The sequence below is a fragment of the Fibrisoma montanum genome (assembly GCF_003583365.1).
GTDB classification, from domain to species: Bacteria; Bacteroidota; Bacteroidia; order Cytophagales; family Spirosomataceae; genus Fibrisoma; species Fibrisoma montanum.
Genome location: NZ_QXED01000002.1, coordinates 776,767 through 795,122 on the forward strand (window position 1 = coordinate 776,767; position 18,356 = coordinate 795,122).

The 18,356-nt window shown below is 48.2% G+C and carries 14 protein-coding genes; 6 read left to right on the plus strand and 8 right to left on the minus strand.

Annotated elements, in window-relative coordinates; genetic code table 11:
- The first annotated feature begins 5 nt into the window (after window positions 1–5).
- The 6 genes from dnaE (at window position 6) to DYU11_RS08945 (ending at window position 7,174) form a co-directional block, all read left to right on the plus strand.
- Window positions 6–3,641: a DNA polymerase III subunit alpha gene (gene dnaE, locus DYU11_RS08920; RefSeq protein ID WP_119667293.1), complete on the plus strand. Its 3,636-nt coding sequence runs from the start codon at window positions 6–8 to the stop codon at window positions 3,639–3,641.
- Window position 3,642: 1 nt separating this feature from the next.
- Window positions 3,643–4,110 carry a DUF6932 family protein gene (locus DYU11_RS08925; protein ID WP_119667294.1) on the plus strand — a complete coding sequence of 156 codons (468 nt, stop codon included), beginning with the start codon at window positions 3,643–3,645 and terminating at the stop codon, window positions 4,108–4,110.
- Complete coding sequence (locus DYU11_RS08930) at window positions 4,100–4,315, plus strand: hypothetical protein (protein ID WP_119667295.1); 216 nt, start codon at window positions 4,100–4,102, stop codon at window positions 4,313–4,315. The genes DYU11_RS08925 and DYU11_RS08930 overlap by 11 nt, the downstream gene beginning before the upstream one ends.
- 113 nt (window positions 4,316–4,428) lie before the next feature.
- On the plus strand, window positions 4,429–4,758 hold the full coding sequence (trxA, locus tag DYU11_RS08935; RefSeq protein ID WP_009280807.1) for a thioredoxin: 330 nt from the start codon (window positions 4,429–4,431) through the stop codon (window positions 4,756–4,758).
- Window positions 4,759–4,899: 141 nt separating this feature from the next.
- Window positions 4,900–6,117 carry a pyridoxal phosphate-dependent aminotransferase gene (locus DYU11_RS08940; protein ID WP_119667519.1) on the plus strand — a complete coding sequence of 406 codons (1,218 nt, stop codon included), beginning with the start codon at window positions 4,900–4,902 and terminating at the stop codon, window positions 6,115–6,117.
- A gap of 226 nt (window positions 6,118–6,343) precedes the next feature.
- Window positions 6,344–7,174 (plus strand): LOG family protein, encoded by an 831-nt coding sequence (locus DYU11_RS08945; protein WP_119667296.1) that lies wholly within the window; start codon window positions 6,344–6,346, stop codon window positions 7,172–7,174.
- A gap of 84 nt (window positions 7,175–7,258) precedes the next feature.
- Here DYU11_RS08945 and DYU11_RS08950 read toward each other — a convergent pair whose 3' ends face one another.
- From DYU11_RS08950 to DYU11_RS08985, 8 genes are all read right to left on the minus strand, one after another.
- On the minus strand, window positions 7,259–8,260 hold the full coding sequence (locus tag DYU11_RS08950) for a ComEA family DNA-binding protein (RefSeq protein ID WP_119667297.1): 1,002 nt from the start codon (window positions 8,258–8,260) through the stop codon (window positions 7,259–7,261).
- Between the two features lie 226 nt (window positions 8,261–8,486).
- Window positions 8,487–11,558, minus strand: a complete 3,072-nt coding sequence (locus DYU11_RS08955) for an Ig-like domain-containing protein (protein WP_119667298.1) — start codon at window positions 11,556–11,558, stop codon at window positions 8,487–8,489.
- 26 nt (window positions 11,559–11,584) lie between these two features.
- On the minus strand, window positions 11,585–13,237 hold the full coding sequence (locus tag DYU11_RS08960) for a hypothetical protein (RefSeq protein ID WP_119667299.1): 1,653 nt from the start codon (window positions 13,235–13,237) through the stop codon (window positions 11,585–11,587).
- A gap of 60 nt (window positions 13,238–13,297) precedes the next feature.
- Complete coding sequence (locus DYU11_RS08965) at window positions 13,298–14,221, minus strand: RHS repeat domain-containing protein (RefSeq protein ID WP_119667300.1); 924 nt, start codon at window positions 14,219–14,221, stop codon at window positions 13,298–13,300.
- An 11-nt stretch (window positions 14,222–14,232) separates the two neighbouring features.
- A complete protein-coding gene (locus tag DYU11_RS08970) occupies window positions 14,233–15,480 on the minus strand; it encodes an OmpA family protein (protein ID WP_158600252.1) in 1,248 nt (415 codons plus the stop codon).
- 91 nt (window positions 15,481–15,571) lie between these two features.
- Complete coding sequence (locus tag DYU11_RS08975; protein ID WP_119667302.1) at window positions 15,572–16,822, minus strand: hypothetical protein; 1,251 nt, start codon at window positions 16,820–16,822, stop codon at window positions 15,572–15,574.
- Between the two features lie 20 nt (window positions 16,823–16,842).
- The gene (locus tag DYU11_RS08980) at window positions 16,843–17,589 is read right to left on the minus strand and encodes a hypothetical protein (protein ID WP_119667303.1); all 747 of its coding nucleotides are present in this window, start codon (window positions 17,587–17,589) and stop codon (window positions 16,843–16,845) included.
- A gap of 44 nt (window positions 17,590–17,633) precedes the next feature.
- The gene (locus tag DYU11_RS08985; RefSeq protein ID WP_119667304.1) at window positions 17,634–18,260 is read right to left on the minus strand and encodes a tetratricopeptide repeat protein; all 627 of its coding nucleotides are present in this window, start codon (window positions 18,258–18,260) and stop codon (window positions 17,634–17,636) included.
- Between the last annotated feature and the right edge of the window lie 96 nt (window positions 18,261–18,356).

Genomic DNA, 18,356 nt, shown 5'->3' on the forward strand with positions numbered 1-18,356 from the left:
GACGTATGCAATTCTCTCACCTCCACTGCCACACGCAATACTCCCTGCTCGACGGGCAGGCTGATATTAAGAAGCTGATTAAGAAGGCCAAGGCCGACAATATGCCCGCCGTAGCCATCACCGATCACGGCAATATGTTCGGGGTGTTTGAGTTTGTGGCCGAAGCCAGCAAGCAGGGCATCAAGCCCATCGTCGGCTGTGAGTTCTACGTGGTGGAAGACCATACCCGAAAGCAGTTTACCAAAGACGTTAAGGACGTTCGGTATCACCAACTGCTGCTGGCCAAGAACCCGCAGGGCTATAAAAACCTGGCGAAACTCTGCTCGCTGGGCTACATGGAGGGGCTGTACGGTAAGTACCCGCGCATTACCAAAGACCTGATTGACAAACACAAAGAAGGTCTGATTGCAACTACGTGCTGCATTGGAGCCATCGTGCCGAAAACCATCCTTAAAAAGGGGGAAGCCGAAGCCGAAAATGAATTCAAATGGTGGCTCGACCGCTTTGGTGAGGATTACTACGTCGAACTCCAGCGCCACGACATTCCCGACCAGATCAAGGCCAACGAGGTGCTGGTCAAGTTTGCGCATAAATACAACGTCAAAATCATCGCGTCGAACGATTCGCACTATGTGGACCGCGACGACTGGGTTGCCCACGACATTCTGTTGTGTGTGAACACGGGCGAAAAACTGGCGACGCCGTCCGAAAAAGAATTTAACGACGAGGAAGGCCCCAAAAAAGGAACCCGGTTTGCCTTCTTCTCCGACCAGTTCTATTTTAAGAACACGCAGGAGATGAGCACGCTGTTTCACGACCTGCCCGAAGCCATCGACAATACCAATGAGATTGTCGACAAGGTGGAGGTGCTGAAGCTTAAGCGGGATATTCTGCTGCCCAACTTCCCCATTCCTAAGGAGTTCCAGCTCCACGACGACGACGTAGCGAACCAGTGGGAATATCTGAAACACCTCACGTTCGAAGGCGCGAAGAAACGCTGGGGCGAAATCGATCAGAAAGCGCAGGAGCGCCTTGATTTCGAATTGTTTACGATCAAAACAATGGGGTTTGCCGGTTACTTCCTCATCGTGGCCGACTTCATCAAGGCCGGGCGCGACCTCGGCGTAATGGTGGGCCCCGGCCGGGGTTCGGCGGCCGGTAGTGCGGTGGCCTACTGCATCGGTATCACCAACATCGACCCCATTAAATACGATCTGCTGTTCGAGCGGTTTCTCAACCCCGACCGGAAATCAATGCCCGATATCGATACTGACTTCGACGATGAAGGCCGGCAGCGGGTCATTGATTACGTGGTTGACAAATACGGCAAGCAGCAGGTAGCGGCCATCGTTACGTACGGTACCATGGCCGCTAAATCGGCTATCAAGGACGTAGGGCGGGTGATGGACTTGCCCCTGCCGGATGCCAATGCCCTGGCGAAACTCGTGCCGGATAAGCCGACGTATAACATGACGCTCAAACGGATTTTTGAAGATCCGATTGACGGCCCCGGTGGTCTGGCGAACGTGATTCAGCCCGAAGAGGTGGAGAACGTGAAGCGGATGCGGGCACTCGAAGCCGGCGATCAGAGCGTCGGGCGGGCCATGAAGCTGATCGACACGGAGAAAGTCCAGAACGTACTGCAACAGGCGCGTCGGCTCGAAGGAACGGTGCGCAACACGGGCGTTCACGCGGCCGGGATCATCATCGCGCCCGATGACCTGTCGAATATTGTACCGGTCTCAACCTCGAAAGATACCAACCTCATCATCACCCAGTACGAGGGTAAGGTGATTGAGGATGCGGGGGTAATCAAGATGGACTTCCTGGGGCTGCGCAACCTGACGATCATCAAGGAATGTCTGCGGCTCATCAGGCAAAACTACGGAGGCTTTTTTGTCAACGGCGTCGAAACGGACATTGACGATATTCCGCTGGACGATCCGAAGGCGTATGAACTGTTTCAGCGGGGCGAAACCAACGCGATTTTTCAGTTCGAATCCGACGGGATGAAAAAGCACATGAAGGACCTCAAGCCCGACCGCTTCGAGGACCTTATCGCCATGAACGCCCTGTATCGTCCGGGACCGATTCAGTACATCCCGAATTATATCAACCGGAAGCACGGCCGCGAGGAAGTCAAGTACGACCTGCCCGAAATGGAGGAGTTTCTGGCCGATACGTACGGCATTACCGTCTACCAGGAACAGTTGATGCTGTTGTCGCAGAAGCTGGGCAACTTCACCAAGGGCGACGCCGACGTGCTGCGGAAGGCGATGGGTAAAAAGCAGAAGGACGTGCTCGACAAGATGAAGGGCAAGTTCATGGACGGATGTGCCGCCAACGGCCTGAATCTGAAAATCTGCGAGAAAGTCTGGAGCGACTGGGAGGCCTTTGCGTCCTACGCATTCAATAAGTCGCACTCCACCTGTTACGCCTTTGTCGCTTATCAGACGGCGTACCTCAAAACGTACTATCCGTCGGAGTACATGGCGGCCGTCTTGACAAGCTGTCTGGGTAACATCGAAAAGATTACGTTCTTCCTCGAAGAGTGTAAGAACCTGGGTATTCCGGTGCTGGGCCCCGATGTGAATGAATCGGAGCGGGTGTTTGGCGTAAACCAGAAAGGCGAAATTCGCTTTGGTCTGGGCGGCATCAAAGGCGCGGGCGACGCAGCCGTAGAAGCGATCATTGAGGAACGTAAGGCGGGTGGCCCCTATAAAGATATCTTCGACTTTGCGATCCGGGTTAACCTCCGGACGGTGAACAAGAAAACCTGGGAATCGCTGGCCTACGCCGGCGCTTTCGATAGTATCGATGAGTACCACCGGGCCCAGTATTTTGAAATGGCCGATGGCGACTCATCACCTTTCCTGGACAAAATCATTCGGTACGGCAACAATTACCACGCCGAGAAAGCGGCTGCGCAACAGTCGCTGTTTGGAGCGCTGACGGGCGGAGAACCTATGCTGCCGCGGCCAAAAGCGCCGACCGTGCCGGAATGGAACCAGATTGAGAAACTGAAGTTCGAAAAGGAGGTCGTTGGGTTTTACATCACCGGCCACCCGCTCGATGAGTTCAAGCTGGAACTGGACGGGTTCTGCAACTGCACGCTGGACAAGATCTACGAAACGCGCCAGCCCGAAATCAAGGTGGGGGGCATTGTATCGGCGGTGCAGACGAAAATCGCCCGGAACGGTAATCCGTTCATGATCTTCAAATTTGAGGACTACAGTACGTCCGTCGAGATGACCCTGTTTGGCGACGACTACGTGCGGATGGCCCAGTATGTGGAGGTCGGCCGCTTCCTGCACATAACGGGTAAGACGCAGAACCGCTGGAACTCCGATCAGTTGGAATTCAAGCCAACGGCGATGCGGCTGCTGAGCGAAATGCGCGACAAGTTCTGCAAGGAGTTACGGGTCTCGCTGTCGCTGGATTCGGTAAACGCCCAGCTCATCGCCCGGATTACGGAACTGATCAGTGCCCACCCCGGTACCTGTACCTTATTGCTCAACGTCGCTGACCCCCACGAGCGAATTGAAGTCAGTTTGCTGTCGCGGACGGTGAAGGTAGCCCCAACTAATACATTGCTGCGGGCGCTGGATAGCCTGGACGGCGTGACGTGTAAGGTGGCGTAGGATGGGGATCCAAGCAATAAGTTTTGATCAAAACGGCTATATCACTCCTTACGAGATCAACCAGGTTGATTATTCCGTCTTTAAGGATACGTTTGGCTGGAACAGTCATCGTAAAGATTTACTGCTCCAGTATGAGCAGTTCTTAAATCAGCTACAGATGGTGCTGCCCATTGCTCATAGAGAGTGGATTGATGGTAGTTTCGTCAGTAGACAAGCAGAGCCAGGGGACATTGATATTGTGATCTTCGTACCTTTTTCCTATTTTGACAATATCTCGAATGAGTTGCGTCAGTTGAAGAAAGATGTATCTACTGCATTGGACTGTTACTTTGTCGAGCAGTACCCCGCCGATCATCCTAAGTATTTAATTAGTCGAGCGGATGAATTGGATTGGTACTACTTCTTGAAAACTGATCGGCGAAAACGTCCAAAAGGATTGATAGAATTGTCGATAACGTATGGAAATTAACGACGAGTTAGAGATACGGCTATTTCACACGATCGAACAGGTTAGGCGTATGAACGAGGCCATTAGGAGGCATCAACAAGCAGATGAACCGAATGCATTTATGATTGAGCAGTTCCAGGAAGTTAAAACACGGTTGACAAAGGAGTTGCAAGATCTCATGTCGCGGGCCACTGAAATGCAGTGGCAGGTTGCTGCTGCCCAATAAACCCGTGGATTGTCCAGATGACCTAAGCCGCTACGTAGCCTAACCGGAACTTATCCGTATCAAAACGGTTTATGGTGTAGAATCTTATTTACACACATAAAACTCGTTTAGTCATGGCAGCAGGATCACGCGCCTTTGAAGCAACTGACGCGAACTTTAACGATTTAATTAATTCCGATAAACCGGTTTTGGTAGACTTCTGGGCCGAATGGTGTGGTCCCTGTAAGATGATCGGTCCGGTTGTTGAACAACTAGCCGACGAATACGAAGGCAAAGCTGTTATCGCCAAAATGGACGTTGATCAAAACGCCCGTGTACCGCAGCAATTCGGTATCCGCAGCATTCCGACACTGATGGTTTTCAAAAACGGTCAGCTGGTCGACAAAGTGATCGGTGCCGTACCGAAAAACATCCTGGAGCAGAAATTACAAGCCGCTCTGTAATCGGCCGAACACATAGATGAAGTGGGCCCGAAACGTAGCTACGTTTCGGGCCCACTTTTTTTGTCGTTCATCGAAGCCGATGCGGCTCAAATGCTTTTCGTACCTTTGCGCTCCGGCTGTAAAAGCCAGTATGTTGCTAGTATGGAGGAAATTCTGAAGAGCGAACGGCTCACGAACTTAAAATACGACATCCGGGGACCGGTGTACGAAAAAGCCCTCGAACTGGAAAGTCAGGGGTACAAAATCATCAGCCTGAACATCGGCAATCCCGCGCCCTTCGGTTTTGATACGCCCGACGAAATTGTCCACGACATCATCCTGAATATCCGCAACGCGCAGGGGTACTCCGACTCCCGCGGCTTATTCGCGGCCCGAAAGGCGGTGATGCACCATACCCAGAACATCGGCCTGCCGGGGATTACCATCAACGATATTTTTATTGGCAACGGTGTCAGCGAACTGATTCTGCTGTCTATGCAGGCGCTCATCAACGAGGGTGATGAGGTGCTGGTGCCGTCGCCGGATTATCCGCTCTGGACCACGTCCGTAGCCCTTTGTGGTGGCCGGCCGGTTCATTACATCTGCGACGAAGCCGCCGACTGGAACCCCGACCTGGCCGACATTGAGCGCAAGATTACGCCCCGGACCCGGGCCGTTGTGGTTATCAACCCAAACAATCCGACCGGCGCTGTTTACGATAAGGCCGTGCTGGAAGGCATTGCCCGGATTGCCGAAAAGCACAAAATCATCGTATTCTCCGACGAAATCTACGACAAGATTCTGTACGACGGAGCCATGCATCACCCCATCGCCAAAAGCGTGCACGATACGTTGTGCATCACTATGGGCGGCCTGTCAAAGAACTACCGCGCGGCCGGGTTTCGCGGGGGCTGGCTGATTCTGAGCGGGGCGAAGCAGAAAGCAAAATCATACATCGAAGGCCTCACGCTGCTGGCCAGCATGCGGCTCTGCGCCAACGTGCCGACGCAGTACGCGATCCAGACCGCGCTGGGAGGGTACCAGAGTATCAACGACCTGGTGGCCCCGAGTGGCCGGCTGCACAAGCAGATCATGCTGGCCTACGACCGGATGGTGGCCATTCCGGGCGTATCGTGTGTGAAGCCGAAAGGCGCTTTATACGTCTTTCCCAGGCTCGACCTCGATCGGTTCCGACTGGCCGACGATAATCAGTTTGTGTACGATCTGCTAACTGAGCAGAAAGTGCTCGTGGTGGCCGGCACGGGCTTTAACTACGTTCACAACGACCACTTCCGGATTGTATGCTTACCCACTGTTGATGAACTGACTGTAGCGCTCGACCGCATAGAAACGTTTCTCGAAAGTCGTCGAATTGCCTGAGCCTACAGCTAGCCGATTAATCCCAGCCGTCGGGTCGATTGGCAGGTGTGGACCGCAATAATTACATAATACGCTGCGGGAAACTTTCGCCTAAAATATTCGTTATTCTATTCCGCCTTGATGCAGATTACCGACGTGTATGGCTGACGTCAGTACGCAGACGCGGGCGGTTAACTAGTTTATCAAACAGTGTGTACGTTTAGGACTCACCGTTTTTGCAGAAAGTATGGAAGAAACAAAAGAAAATGCAGCCGTTTCGGTGTCATCTACATCGACGATGCAACGCTCAGAAACCCAGAGCCCAACCCAGATAGCCAAAGATTTACCAAAGCGTGACGAGCTACTCTTAACGCCCGACGAACAAAGAATCAAGGAAGCCTTTCAGGACCGGAACTGGAACGAAGTAAAAACCGCTGATTCCTGGGTCATTTTTAAGGTAATGGCCGAGTTCGTCGAAGGCTTTGACAAACTGGCACAAATTGGCCCTTGTGTATCCATTTTCGGATCAGCCCGGACCAAGCCCGATAATCCGTATTACAAAATAACCGAGGAAATTGCCGCTAAGCTGGTGCGACACGGCTACGGAGTAATTACGGGCGGTGGTCCCGGTATCATGGAAGCCGGCAATAAAGGTGCTTTCGAACAAGGCGGTAAATCCGTTGGTCTGAACATCAAACTCCCGTTTGAACAGCATAGCAACATCTACATTGATCCGGATAAGAGCATCAACTTTGACTTCTTCTTTGTCCGGAAGGTCATGTTTGTCAAATATGCCCAGGGCTTCATTGTCATGCCGGGTGGCATGGGCACGCTCGACGAGCTGTTTGAAGCAATTACCTTGATCCAGACCAAGAAAATTGCCCGGTTTCCGATTGTGCTCGTTGGCCGGTCGTACTGGAAGGGGCTGATTGACTGGATCACGGAGGTGATGCTGGGGCAGGAGCATAACATCAACCCGGAGGATATGAAGCTGATCAGCCTGGTCGATACGCCTACCGAAGCCGTTGAAGTCATTGACGCCTTCTACGCCAAGTACCTGCTGAAGCCTAATTTTTAGAAGGAGAAAAGGAGGAGGGAGGAAAGGAGAATGGAATAGCCACTGAGCCGTTCCTTTCTCCATTCCTCCCTCCTCCTTTTCTTCTCAGAATTCCAGATACGGCGCTATCTTCTCAATCGTCCTGGCGTCCAGAATCCGGATAGGCCTGAGCGACTCGGCGGAGGTGTAGGCTCCGTGCTGTTCGCGGTACTTGACGATGATTTCGGCTTGTCGGCGCGTCAGGAACGGATGGCGATCCAAGGCTTCGGCGGTGGCGGTGTTGACCGGTATTTTTCGGGGAGCCGACTGGATCCTGCCAAACTTCTGCAATTCCTCCACGGCCAGCGAATCCAGACCGTAGATGTCGCGAAACTGATCCGTAGAAACAAATCCGCCCAGAGCATCGCGGAATTTAACGATACGTCCGGCGAGGGTTGACCCAATGCCCTTCAACGCAATCAGTTGCGACGTATCGGCCGAATTAATGTCAAACGGCTGGAGGGCCGGTTTAGCTTTCTCCGAAAAGGAAGGCCTTTCCGCAGGTCGGCCAGATTCGTTTGCATACGGTTTATCATTGAAGGCAGCGAAGCTCTTTTCGCCCTCCTCCTTTCTTCCCTTTCCTCCTTTCAGAACAATATACGGCTCCAGTTGATCGTACAAATCAGGGGGAAAGTCATAGATTTTCAGCAGGTCTTCTTTACGGCGGAACTGCCCGCCCTTGCTACGGTATTTGTCGATACGCTCGGCCATCCAGCGCGGCAGGCCCAGTTGCTGCCACTGCGCAACACTTACCGTATTCGGATCAAAGGGAAACAGGTTTGGTTCGCTGAAATGCTCAGCGGTGGTACGGGCGCGGTCGTTGGCGTAGCGGCTCTGGCGCTCGGCATCCTGCTTTATTGTCTCCGTCTGCATCAGGGCTACGAGGCTATCGAGTTTTCGCTGATCAGCGGCCGACGTATCAACAACGGTGTCGGGAACCAGGTAGCGGTATAGAAAGGGAATAAGCAGGCAAAGCAGCGTAAGAAAAATCACGACGACGAAGCCGCGACTTTCCTTGTGCGACATGCCAAAATAGTCGCGGATGAGCGACTGGAAGCGAGTAAACATGAAATTGATTGTTACGGTTGGGGGCTAAACTTAGCCATTTATGAGCAAAAAAGAACGATTTATGTAGCCCGTCGTCAATGGCAATTTGCGAAGTATGAGACTTACACTTTATTACAAATCTTAAGAAAGGGATTAGGCCATTAAGTAGTTCTGATAAAATTGATATACGGTAAAACTTTGGATGCCGTTCAGTGATTACTATGTTAAAACACTATTTTTGGAACGACTATTCCTTTATAATTCGTCGTTCGGCTAAGCTAATTCCACTTGACTGAAGTTGAATTATATATAACCCAACCGGCAAACTACTTGTATTGACGATTTCAGATTGTAAAGCACCCGTTCCTATTCGGTCAGTTTGCAATAGAATACGTCCTGTTGCTGAAACAATTCGTAATGTGATTGCTTTCCGTAATGGTGCTAACCAATTGATTAAGATAGAGCCACTGATTGGATTTGGAGAAACCAACACATTAACTTTCTCAATTGCTGGATCAATGGACGTAACAGGATTGATTCTTAATTGGTAAGGTGTCGGAAGTACGCCGGGTCCACAGTCATTGGAAAGTGAGTTAATCGAAAAACTCAGGGGGCGGCTTACTCCAATTTGCGTTGACAATGATGCGGGAAGTCTGACCCAAACTACCAATGGATTCTCCAGCGTCCGGTTGAAAGTCCGAAATTTCTCGCCGTCCCAACATGTCAGTGTCCAGGGGCCCTCTCCTCCAAAGTGAATACGTACAGCAGAACTGTCGGTGCTAAACATTTCGCCGTCACCCACTAATCGAGCTGTTGCCTGAGAAAGAACGCGTGCCAGAACAGGTACGTACGGGCTTTCACAGCCGCTACCATCAGATTGGGTGACATACCAAGTTTGAGAAGAGGCCCCATTGGTTGGAATTGTTGCCTGTGATCGTGAATTAAGTTTGTTTTCAGCGTCGGACTGCGACGAATACCACTTAAGGGCATTACCCGTAGCAGAGAGCGAGAAAGGCGTACCAATACAAGCATTTTGTGTGGATTGAGCAACCGGAGCTGCAGGCAATGAGCGGACCGTAAACGTAATAAAACTTGGTTCGCTAACGCAGCTGCCAAGGCGATCGGTAACAGTATAGGAATAGGTCGCTGCGGTAGTGGTGGGGGGGGTTGGCGGAGTCGTTGGCGAAGTCAGACCACCACCACTCGATGCTGTCCATAACAAATCGTTGCCTTTGGCAGTCAACGCTTTTGCGGGTGTGCCCAGACAGGCAAATTGAGAAGCTACTACTTCCGGTGCGTTTGGCTTGTTGGCCACCACTACTGTTAATGATTGCCGAGGGCTTTCGCAGGATGTAGCTTCGTTTGTCTGACTGACATAATACAGCAAATTTTTTGAAGCTTCGGTTGTAATGACGGGAGCGGCTATCGAAGCTGACCCACCAGTTGCATTTTGCCCATACCAATTGAGTCGGTGACCTGATAAAGCCGTAGCAGATAGTGCTTTAGATGCCTCATTCAAACAAAGTAGCAATGGACTAACTATAGGTCTGACTGGAGCCAAATTAAACGTTTGAATAACAGTTGCTTTTTCACTGGTGCAACCATTACGTGTTTGAGTTACCTGATAGGTTAAAGGCGTGGTTCCATTAGTAGGTGGCTGTGGGGCTCCATTAATAGCATTATTATTCGAGTCATACCATTGTAAATTCTCACCAATGGCTGTAAGTGCTTTAGAAGGCCCTCCCTGGCAAAGAGCATCGGGATTAGGGACAGTTGGTTTTACTGGTATGTCTTTTATCGTTACATTAATAGTTGCCTGATCGCTACGACAATTAGACCCTTCCTGTTGTGATACTTTATATACCTGTGTACCAATAACATCGGTTGAAGGAGCAGGAGGTCCTGTAAGCTGGTTGCCGTTTGAAGAGTACCAAATTAGGTTCTGACCGTTAGCACTTAACTGCCGTGGCGATTCACCCTTGCACTGATCAACATTCGATACGCTGGGCATAGCTGATTTTCCAGTAACCACTAGGGTAAATGTGTTATAACCACTTTGACAGTCGTTGTTATCTATTTGCGCAACTTCATAGCTATATGTTCCCGGAACTTTTGGTATCGGTGGAGCTTCTCGACGGTCCCAGCCTTCTCGGTTACCATTTGTATAAACGCCAAACCACATCAAATTGCTAGCACCAACTTCAAACGAGCTAATGGGATTATCTTGGCAATAAGTTTGATTCTTAACAGAAGGGGGATCAGGACGAATTAGGGTTACGCCTATTGAAGAACCATCATCCTGAACATTGCCATTATTTGAAATAACTTTTATTTTATAATTGCCTTTTGGATAGGTGTCTATTGGGCGTGTTTTACTACAGGTAATTGGAGAAGTCGTGCCTGTCCCAAGTATATTTCCATCCCTTTCCCGGCTAGGATTTGGGCTTTGAAAAACGCCATTCTGATCTGAAATCAAAACGGTGTAGACAGTGCCACTTGGAGGAGTACCATTAACAGTGAAACCAACAATAAATTGGTCTCGACCTGGGCAGTAGTTATTTGTTATATTAACGGAAGTTGTCTTTATCGTTAATTGACTAGATCTAACTACGAACGTCGAACTTACCGTTCCAAGAACTTGCTGTGTCAAACCGTTGGTTACTACCCTGGCCCGGTAAGTTCCAGGAGGCACATCAGCTGGTAGCGTTGCTTTTATTTCACGTGGGTTACCTCGACTGTAGCCAAAGTCTTCAGCTGGAGGATTATACAGATTTTCCGAATTAAGCATGTCTCGTATAAAAACTCCACTAGAGGTCAATAGTTGAACTTTGAACTTACCGATAGCTAAGTCGATCGGATATGTCCCAGTTCCTGTAACGTATGTAAATAGCAATTCAGAACCGGCCGTTGTTTCGGTTACATTAGGACCGTTGGTCGTAATGGTTAGTTGTTTAGCTGTTATTGTAACTGAACCAAAAATGTTTGCTGTAGAACCGGAAAAGTTTAAAACTTTACTTTTGTCTACAACCATATTACCTGTCGGACGGATGTTGAAAAACCTATTTTCAGTTACTGGATCAATGTTTTTGTTCTCTCCTGGCGAAAACATTGTAAATGACTTAGTACCGCTGCCGCCAAACTTCGCGTAAATTGAAGCATCACCGTACTGATTACCTGAATAGAATACAAAACCAGTAAATACATTACCGGAGTCGTCTCGGTCGGTTAGTGTAAGTGAGACAGGTTGAGCCCACAGTTTTGTTAAGCTTACTAGGGACACAATTATCCCAATTGCCAATCGATAAAGGTTATTTCTCATGGTGTGTAAGTATCATATTTGAGTACTTATTTCTTTATTAATGGCTTAATTTTCCCCGCTTTGCCGAACGACCGTATGCTGTTTACAACTAAAGCCAGGCTAACTGCACACCCTGCATAAGCACCATACATTCCCGGTTTGCCGTAGCTACTGATAGACATGGGTTCAAGAGAACTACCGGTTGGGTTGCGGGTCAGGTCGCGCCAGGTGTTGTAATTATTGTTCAATTGGTCAACGCGGGCTTTATAGTTATCGTAGTCTTTCTTGATGGCTGAGTAAGACAGATATCCCCCTACCAAACCTGCAATACCCCCAACAATCTGTAGCCACCCCGCCCGGCGGTAGCGTGCCTTCCGGGCTTTAGCCTCTGCCGTTAATGATTGCGTTAGAGTTGGTGTCGAAGTTTCTTGTTTGTCCGGAACCTTCACAATAGGCGTTGAGGGTCTGGTTTTCTCCTGAGCCACCGCCGCATCTGTTGTTATTGATGCAGGCTGGTTAGGTATTGGCGTATCAGACTTCAGCTCTGCCTTACTGATCTGAGTTGTTGTGGGAGCGGGTTGTGTTTCGCTGGGATTGCTGCCACTCAACACGGCTGGTTTAGGTTCGGTGGCGGGCGGTCGGCTGGCGATTGCTGTAGTTTGGGAGGAGGGTAGCGTTAGGCTGGATGTTGGTATTGATGATGCCGTAGTACCAACCGGTTGGGTTGTGGCTGCTACTGGTTTTTGAATTACTCGATCAAATCCGTTGTAAGTCAATCCTTTGTAAAAAATAAAGCGATTGTTATTTTTTTGAAACTCGATTTTGGTTTGTTCATCTAACTGATCGCCTTTCACCCACACATATATTGGCAGTTTTCCCTGCCGTTTATACCAGCCAATCGGAATATCAACTGAACCCGCTTGGACTACCTGCGTCCAATCTCTGTTAAATTTGAGTTTAACTTCAACTCCATCATCAGTTCGCTGGTAGGCAACGTCGGCTCCATTGATCGACAGGTTTTCTGGAATCATCACTTTAGTAATCTCGGCAGTGGTTGTATTGCCAGGTTTGGGTGATGCAGGATTCTGGGGAATTGATTCCATACTTTCGCCGGGCTGGAAAAAGCCAAAGCGGATAATACGTACCTGCCATTTATTATTAATTCGTTCGGCCCGCATCTCAACCACCCGATTCGTAGGCAGATACGCTTTGTCTGTTTTGGTATTTTTTCCACGAAACGTTGAAGTGAAGTAGACCTTTTTCAGTATAAAATCCTTTTCTTGTCGGGCGGGAGGAAACCTGTAGTTAGAAAAGATAATAGTGTTAGGCTGATCGGGTTTGGCGTAAAATAACGATAAATCGGTTAGGTATTTTTCAATCGTTACGTCTTCTGTTTTATCTGTCGATGTATGATCGGGGTTAATATCGTCTTCAATAGTAACCAGGTCATTATAGAACACCTGATTTTCCCCTGGCTGATAGCTGTTCGATATAAGATAGTTCACATCTCGACCTTCCAGTTCCTTGTCAGTTAACTGATTCATCAGCTGATTCAACAACGTTAATCTCTCCCGCGCGTAATACGTGATATTATCGTCATCGCGCTTGGTTAACGGTGACGGCGATTGTCCAAATACAGGTGCTTCAACTACTTGTAGGGCGGTAAGTAAAGCTATGTAGAACGTAAAAAGTTTTTTCATGCGTTTTAAATTTTAGTAGCCTTACATTATGCGTTTGAGAAGCAAATGTTTTTTTGTTGATTACTCGCAATTAGAATAAGTATAGCGGACTCGTTGTCCGTCACTTCGGGCGTACCCGAGCGAATAGCGATTTTGATAATAGGCATGTTTGTAACGTAAGGTTCGATTGAACAGTGGATCTCCCCAGCCTGTACCAACTTTCCGATAATACGTTTCAGTCAAAGTGAGTATATTATTGGTGGCAACGGCTCGGCCTGGCGAGTTCATATAAGGACCTGGTTGATGTACGCTCTTGCCTTGTCCTAGTTTAGGGAAACCTTTAAAAAACAAGCCAGTATTAGAATATGAAATCTTGCTATCGTCGTCATACGTGTACGTATATACCCTACGTTCCATACCATTCGGAAATATGTACTCTTGACTGACTAATTGATCAAGGTTGTTGTATATGTCGTTCAAAATAGCCCCATTGGTGTACTTCTCTTGACTAATTTTGCCATTTTGGACTTTAAAAATATCAGTAGGTGTAGTTCTTATATCACTCAACTGCCCAGCCGAATAGGTATAGGTTATTACGGCTGTACCATTCTGTATACTGTATGTTTTTAAGTTATCGCCCTCGTACGCGTACGAATACTTAAGTGTTCCCCCAGAAATTTCCTTGATTCGTTTAGGATTACTTTCGTATTGATACGTTAGAACAGTACCACCATCCTCCGTCTTAGTCAGATATCCTTCGCTGTCGTAAGTGTACGTCCGTGTACCTGAAGGAAAAACAATTTTGGTCAGATTTCCCGACTTATCGTACTCATAAGCAGTCGTGCTACGATAGGTAGTATCAATTATTTCGACCTGTGCTATCCGGCACTGATAAGGTACGATCGAGTCGGGCAAAGCCGGCTCTTCATGGCAGCTGACCAGTACCATTAGGAGACCAAATAAAAAACAGCCTATTCCCGTACGCAGCCAATGAGTTTGCATCATCTTCAAGGAGTTTAATTTGACATGAACTTTAGTTGAACACGCCGATTCTTGGCTTTATTAGCTTCTGTATCGCTCGGAGCTGCGGGGTAGCGACTACCAAAACCAACTATTTCGAGTCGGTGGTCATCTATGCCCTGTATCGTTAAAAAACTTAATACAACCCGGGCCCGGTTCTCAGCCAGGGCTCGGTTTAGACGCTCATCCCCTTCGGCGTCAGTATGCCCGATAATTCTAAGTTTCAATTCGGGACGCTGAATGAGATAGGCTGCTATTTGTAGCAAAACCTGTTTCGCAGAAAGCTGAATCGCGTAACTACTTCGTTCAAAGTAGATGAGAGGTAGCGAATCGGTCCTGGTCAAGGGCGGTATGGACGTATGTTCTGTAACCGTAGAAGCACCAGAGGTCGAAGCTGCTACTAGAGGTTTTGCTACCTTTTCCACATTTAGGCCTCGGCGAAGACTAATCGGTCGTTGTTCTCGAACGTTTCCACGACGGTCAAGAACGACTAGAGTGTAAACTTGTGACAGGACATTCATGGCTACCAGAACGTCCGGATGCGCTGGGACAGGCACCAGAGCAATTCCTTTACTGCTACCCGGCGTTCGAAGTTCGCAGCTACCCACTCCGCCGTCGATCTGTACTGACAACAGGACCAGCTCCCGCGTCAGCCGGATCACATGCTGTAACCGACGTCCATTTAATTCTTCAACGTTGATATTTCCCTTGTATGTCTGGTAGCCGGGAGCCGCTATTTCGACGGCAATAATATCTTTTCGATCGAACTCCATTATTAATTGCCCTGCTGCGTTGGCGTTGAAACACCTTTTCTGGCCGCTGTTGGTGAAAACGAAACAAGCTTTGGCTGGGAGCGCTTTATTAGTAAAGGCGTCCGTTATCACAAATACGTTTTGTTGAGGACGGGGGCTGGTCAACCCACTACCCTGTTGCTCTGTATGCGTTTGTTCGCTTTGTAGATAAGGCCGGTCGGTTCCCTCCGGGTCCACTGCAATCAATGGAATAATAACAGGGATTGACACTTCTCCCGCTTTGGTTGTGATCTCGTTTAAAGGGAGTTGTTGAGGCCGGTAGCCCTTGCGCTCGATCAATAACATAGTAGCTTGACAACTTATGTCGATCTGAAACCGGCCTGTTTCGGTCGAACTGCCGAGGTTGGTGCGACCAGTAGAGGTTTTTAGGAAAAACTGGGCAGCTAAGGGCTGGCGAGTAGCATAGTCTTGTACCACTCCGGTCAATCGCATACAGGGTGCCGCCAACAATGGCCAGCATAGTCCACTGAACAGACCTGTCGTTAGTAGGACAAACCGATGTGCCAGCCCCGTCATAAACTATTTAGTTCTGTTCGGTCTCTACACTTACGTTACCCAGCAACACCCGCCACTTGTCGAGTTCCTGACCGTCAATCACCTTTTGGTATGATTCTAATTTCACCCGAACATTTTTGGCTGTACTGTCGCTGTAGACGGGTTTACCATTGCTATCATAACCAATAAAGGTTTGCTGGCCGGCAATCGTCCCGTAGTAGTTTCCATCGGCTTCCTGACTTAAATCTTTCACGAACTTAGTCTGTACCCATTCAATTCTAGTAGACTTATAGGGAAGTAATTTCAAACGGGTCAGATATTGACCTATGGACAGCGTTCGCGAACCAGGACGACTGACCGATGTAACTTCAACTGTGGCGCCTGCCATAAAAAGCTTCGTAGCCTGTGCGATAGCCCGGTCTTTATCATCATTACTGATATTTTTGTCAGTGATTATATTGATATAAGCCACGAAATCCTCCACCCGAGCCAGTGATTTCTGCCGATATCCTTCTTTTTCTTCTTCGGTCAACGTCAGTCGTGGCCTAGCAAACATTGCATGGGGGGGGGGAGTAACGACGGGTTTTGAGGGAGTTAAGTCGGTTGGCTGAGCAGCGACTGGTTCAACAACCACTGGTTTTGATGGAGTTGTTGCTGTTAAGTCTGCTTGCGCGGTCGTTACATTCGTTACCGAGAACGGAGGAGCAGGTGTTGTACTGGTAACCGGTTTTCCGCCATTGAACACCGTTGGCCGGATTTCGGCCAGTATTGGGGCTACATCACTTGCAAGGGCAATAATTGAATGTCTTCCGTCTTTATAAAGTATTGCTAACAATTCATCTTTATTTATTGAAGCAGAATTACCGGACACAGCTTTGTAATTAACTAATTCATCGCTGTCATAGGTGATTTCGCCAGGAATTACTGTAATTGGGATCGCTTTGATTAAATAGTCTTTGCTGTCGTTGCGTAAAGGGGCTTCCAGAAATGTCCGTAATTGCTGTTTGGCCTGCTCCAGATCAGTTGCTAACTCCGACATGAGCAGGAAGTGTCCAGTTTTAGTGAAAGCCATCAAGATTCTGCTCCGACTGAAGCTATGCTCTTTTGGGTTTCCTTCTACACTGAATGTAACTTTATCCCCAGTAAGGTTAGTAATTCGAGCGTTGAGTAATTGGTCACCGTTCGAAAAGTAAATTGCATCCTGCGCCGAAGCTGTATTAAAATAAACAGTTTGGCTGCCTATGCACACAAACCAAAAAAAAGCTAGGTATACTTTCATGGTGTTGATAGTAAAATGAATTAGCGCATCGCGCGAACTAGTTGCTTAGTTGCATCAGTCATAAATAACTCCAATTCGTCTTGCTCAACAGCTTCGTAAGGGCCAATTTTGGTTCGTGGCACCGACGGGTGAAGTCGACCTCCCTTATAGATGTAAGCACAACCATCCGTACAGGGGGTATAGTGTAGTTTATAGGTACCGACTACCTCGTTGGTTTTGACGTATATTAGCTTGAACTCCACAGAGGCTCCTAACCGCCGGAAGTTATTCGGTAGTTGAATCTCCCGCTCTTTTCCTTTCCGCGTAGCCTCGTAACACCGGTTGGTATTGTAATGAACTTCTCGGTCAATGTTGATCCATTCTAGAATCAGATCTGTGTTTGTAAGACCATTTACTTTTGTATAGTCAACGCTAGCTGCTTTATCTAATACTTCATTAAATAGACCTCGATCGCGTACACTGAACCCTTCTCGGAAGAGTTGTTTTTCAATAGCGTTGTAAAGCAGGTTATCATCCTGCTTATTGGCTGCTTTGTTCAGTTCTCGGGGGCGCTTCTTGTTCTGACTATCCGTACTCTGGTCATTGGTAACTCCTTTACGAGTCTCAGGAACACGTAATACGATTTTAGGCGACCTATTTACCAGCATCATTTGGGTCAACGATTCGGAAGAGTGCATTTCGGTCGGCAATTGTTTATAGCGAACCAGCACTTTCTTAGTACAGTTGGTCAGCAACAGTCCTAAAAACAGGTAAATAATTGGACGCATAGTTAGTTATGGGTGATATAGTGTATACAGGATTTTGACTTCAATTAATATTGCTTATCGTTAGTCAGTCTAATTGACTTACTTTTATCTTTCGATCGTGTTCCTTCTTTTGATGTGCTAGGAATACTACTCGTTATAGTCTTTGGTGGGGGCGGGGCCAGCGTTGGTTTGGGCCTGACGGACGAGCGATTAGGTGAAGTTGGAGAGGGTATCGGGCGGTTTACAACCCCCTCGCTATTAGCAATGTTTGTTTCAACCTGCTTTAATGCTTTTACCTTTCGCAATAGTGCCTTATAATCGGTCACATTTGCATCCTCGCGTTGCTGTAAAGAAATTAATTCATTTTGAATACGGTCCCGATTGGGCTTGCTGACGATGGTCGTCAGTACATGACGAATCTCCTTCGAATGTGATTCAATCACCAGCATCTGCTGCTGGATTAATTCATCCACATGATTTATGGCCTGTTGAACCGTAGTACGGTTGGTAGCTGATGCATAGGACAGGGCTTTACCATAGGCGTCGAAAGCTTTGCGGTAATTACCTTGTTGTTCATACCGCTGTCCCTGGTCAAAGTAAGTATGGAATGTCTGTTCCGTTTGTCCATAGACCGGCAAAGCAGATAGAATCAAACAGCCAAGTAGCCATTTCGTTCGTGAAAACGTAGGCATAGAAGTAATTCAAAATGGGTGGATAAGAATATGTTTACTAAATTCCAATTTAAAAATAGGAAACAGTAACCTGTTTTGATCCACAATCTCTTCTGA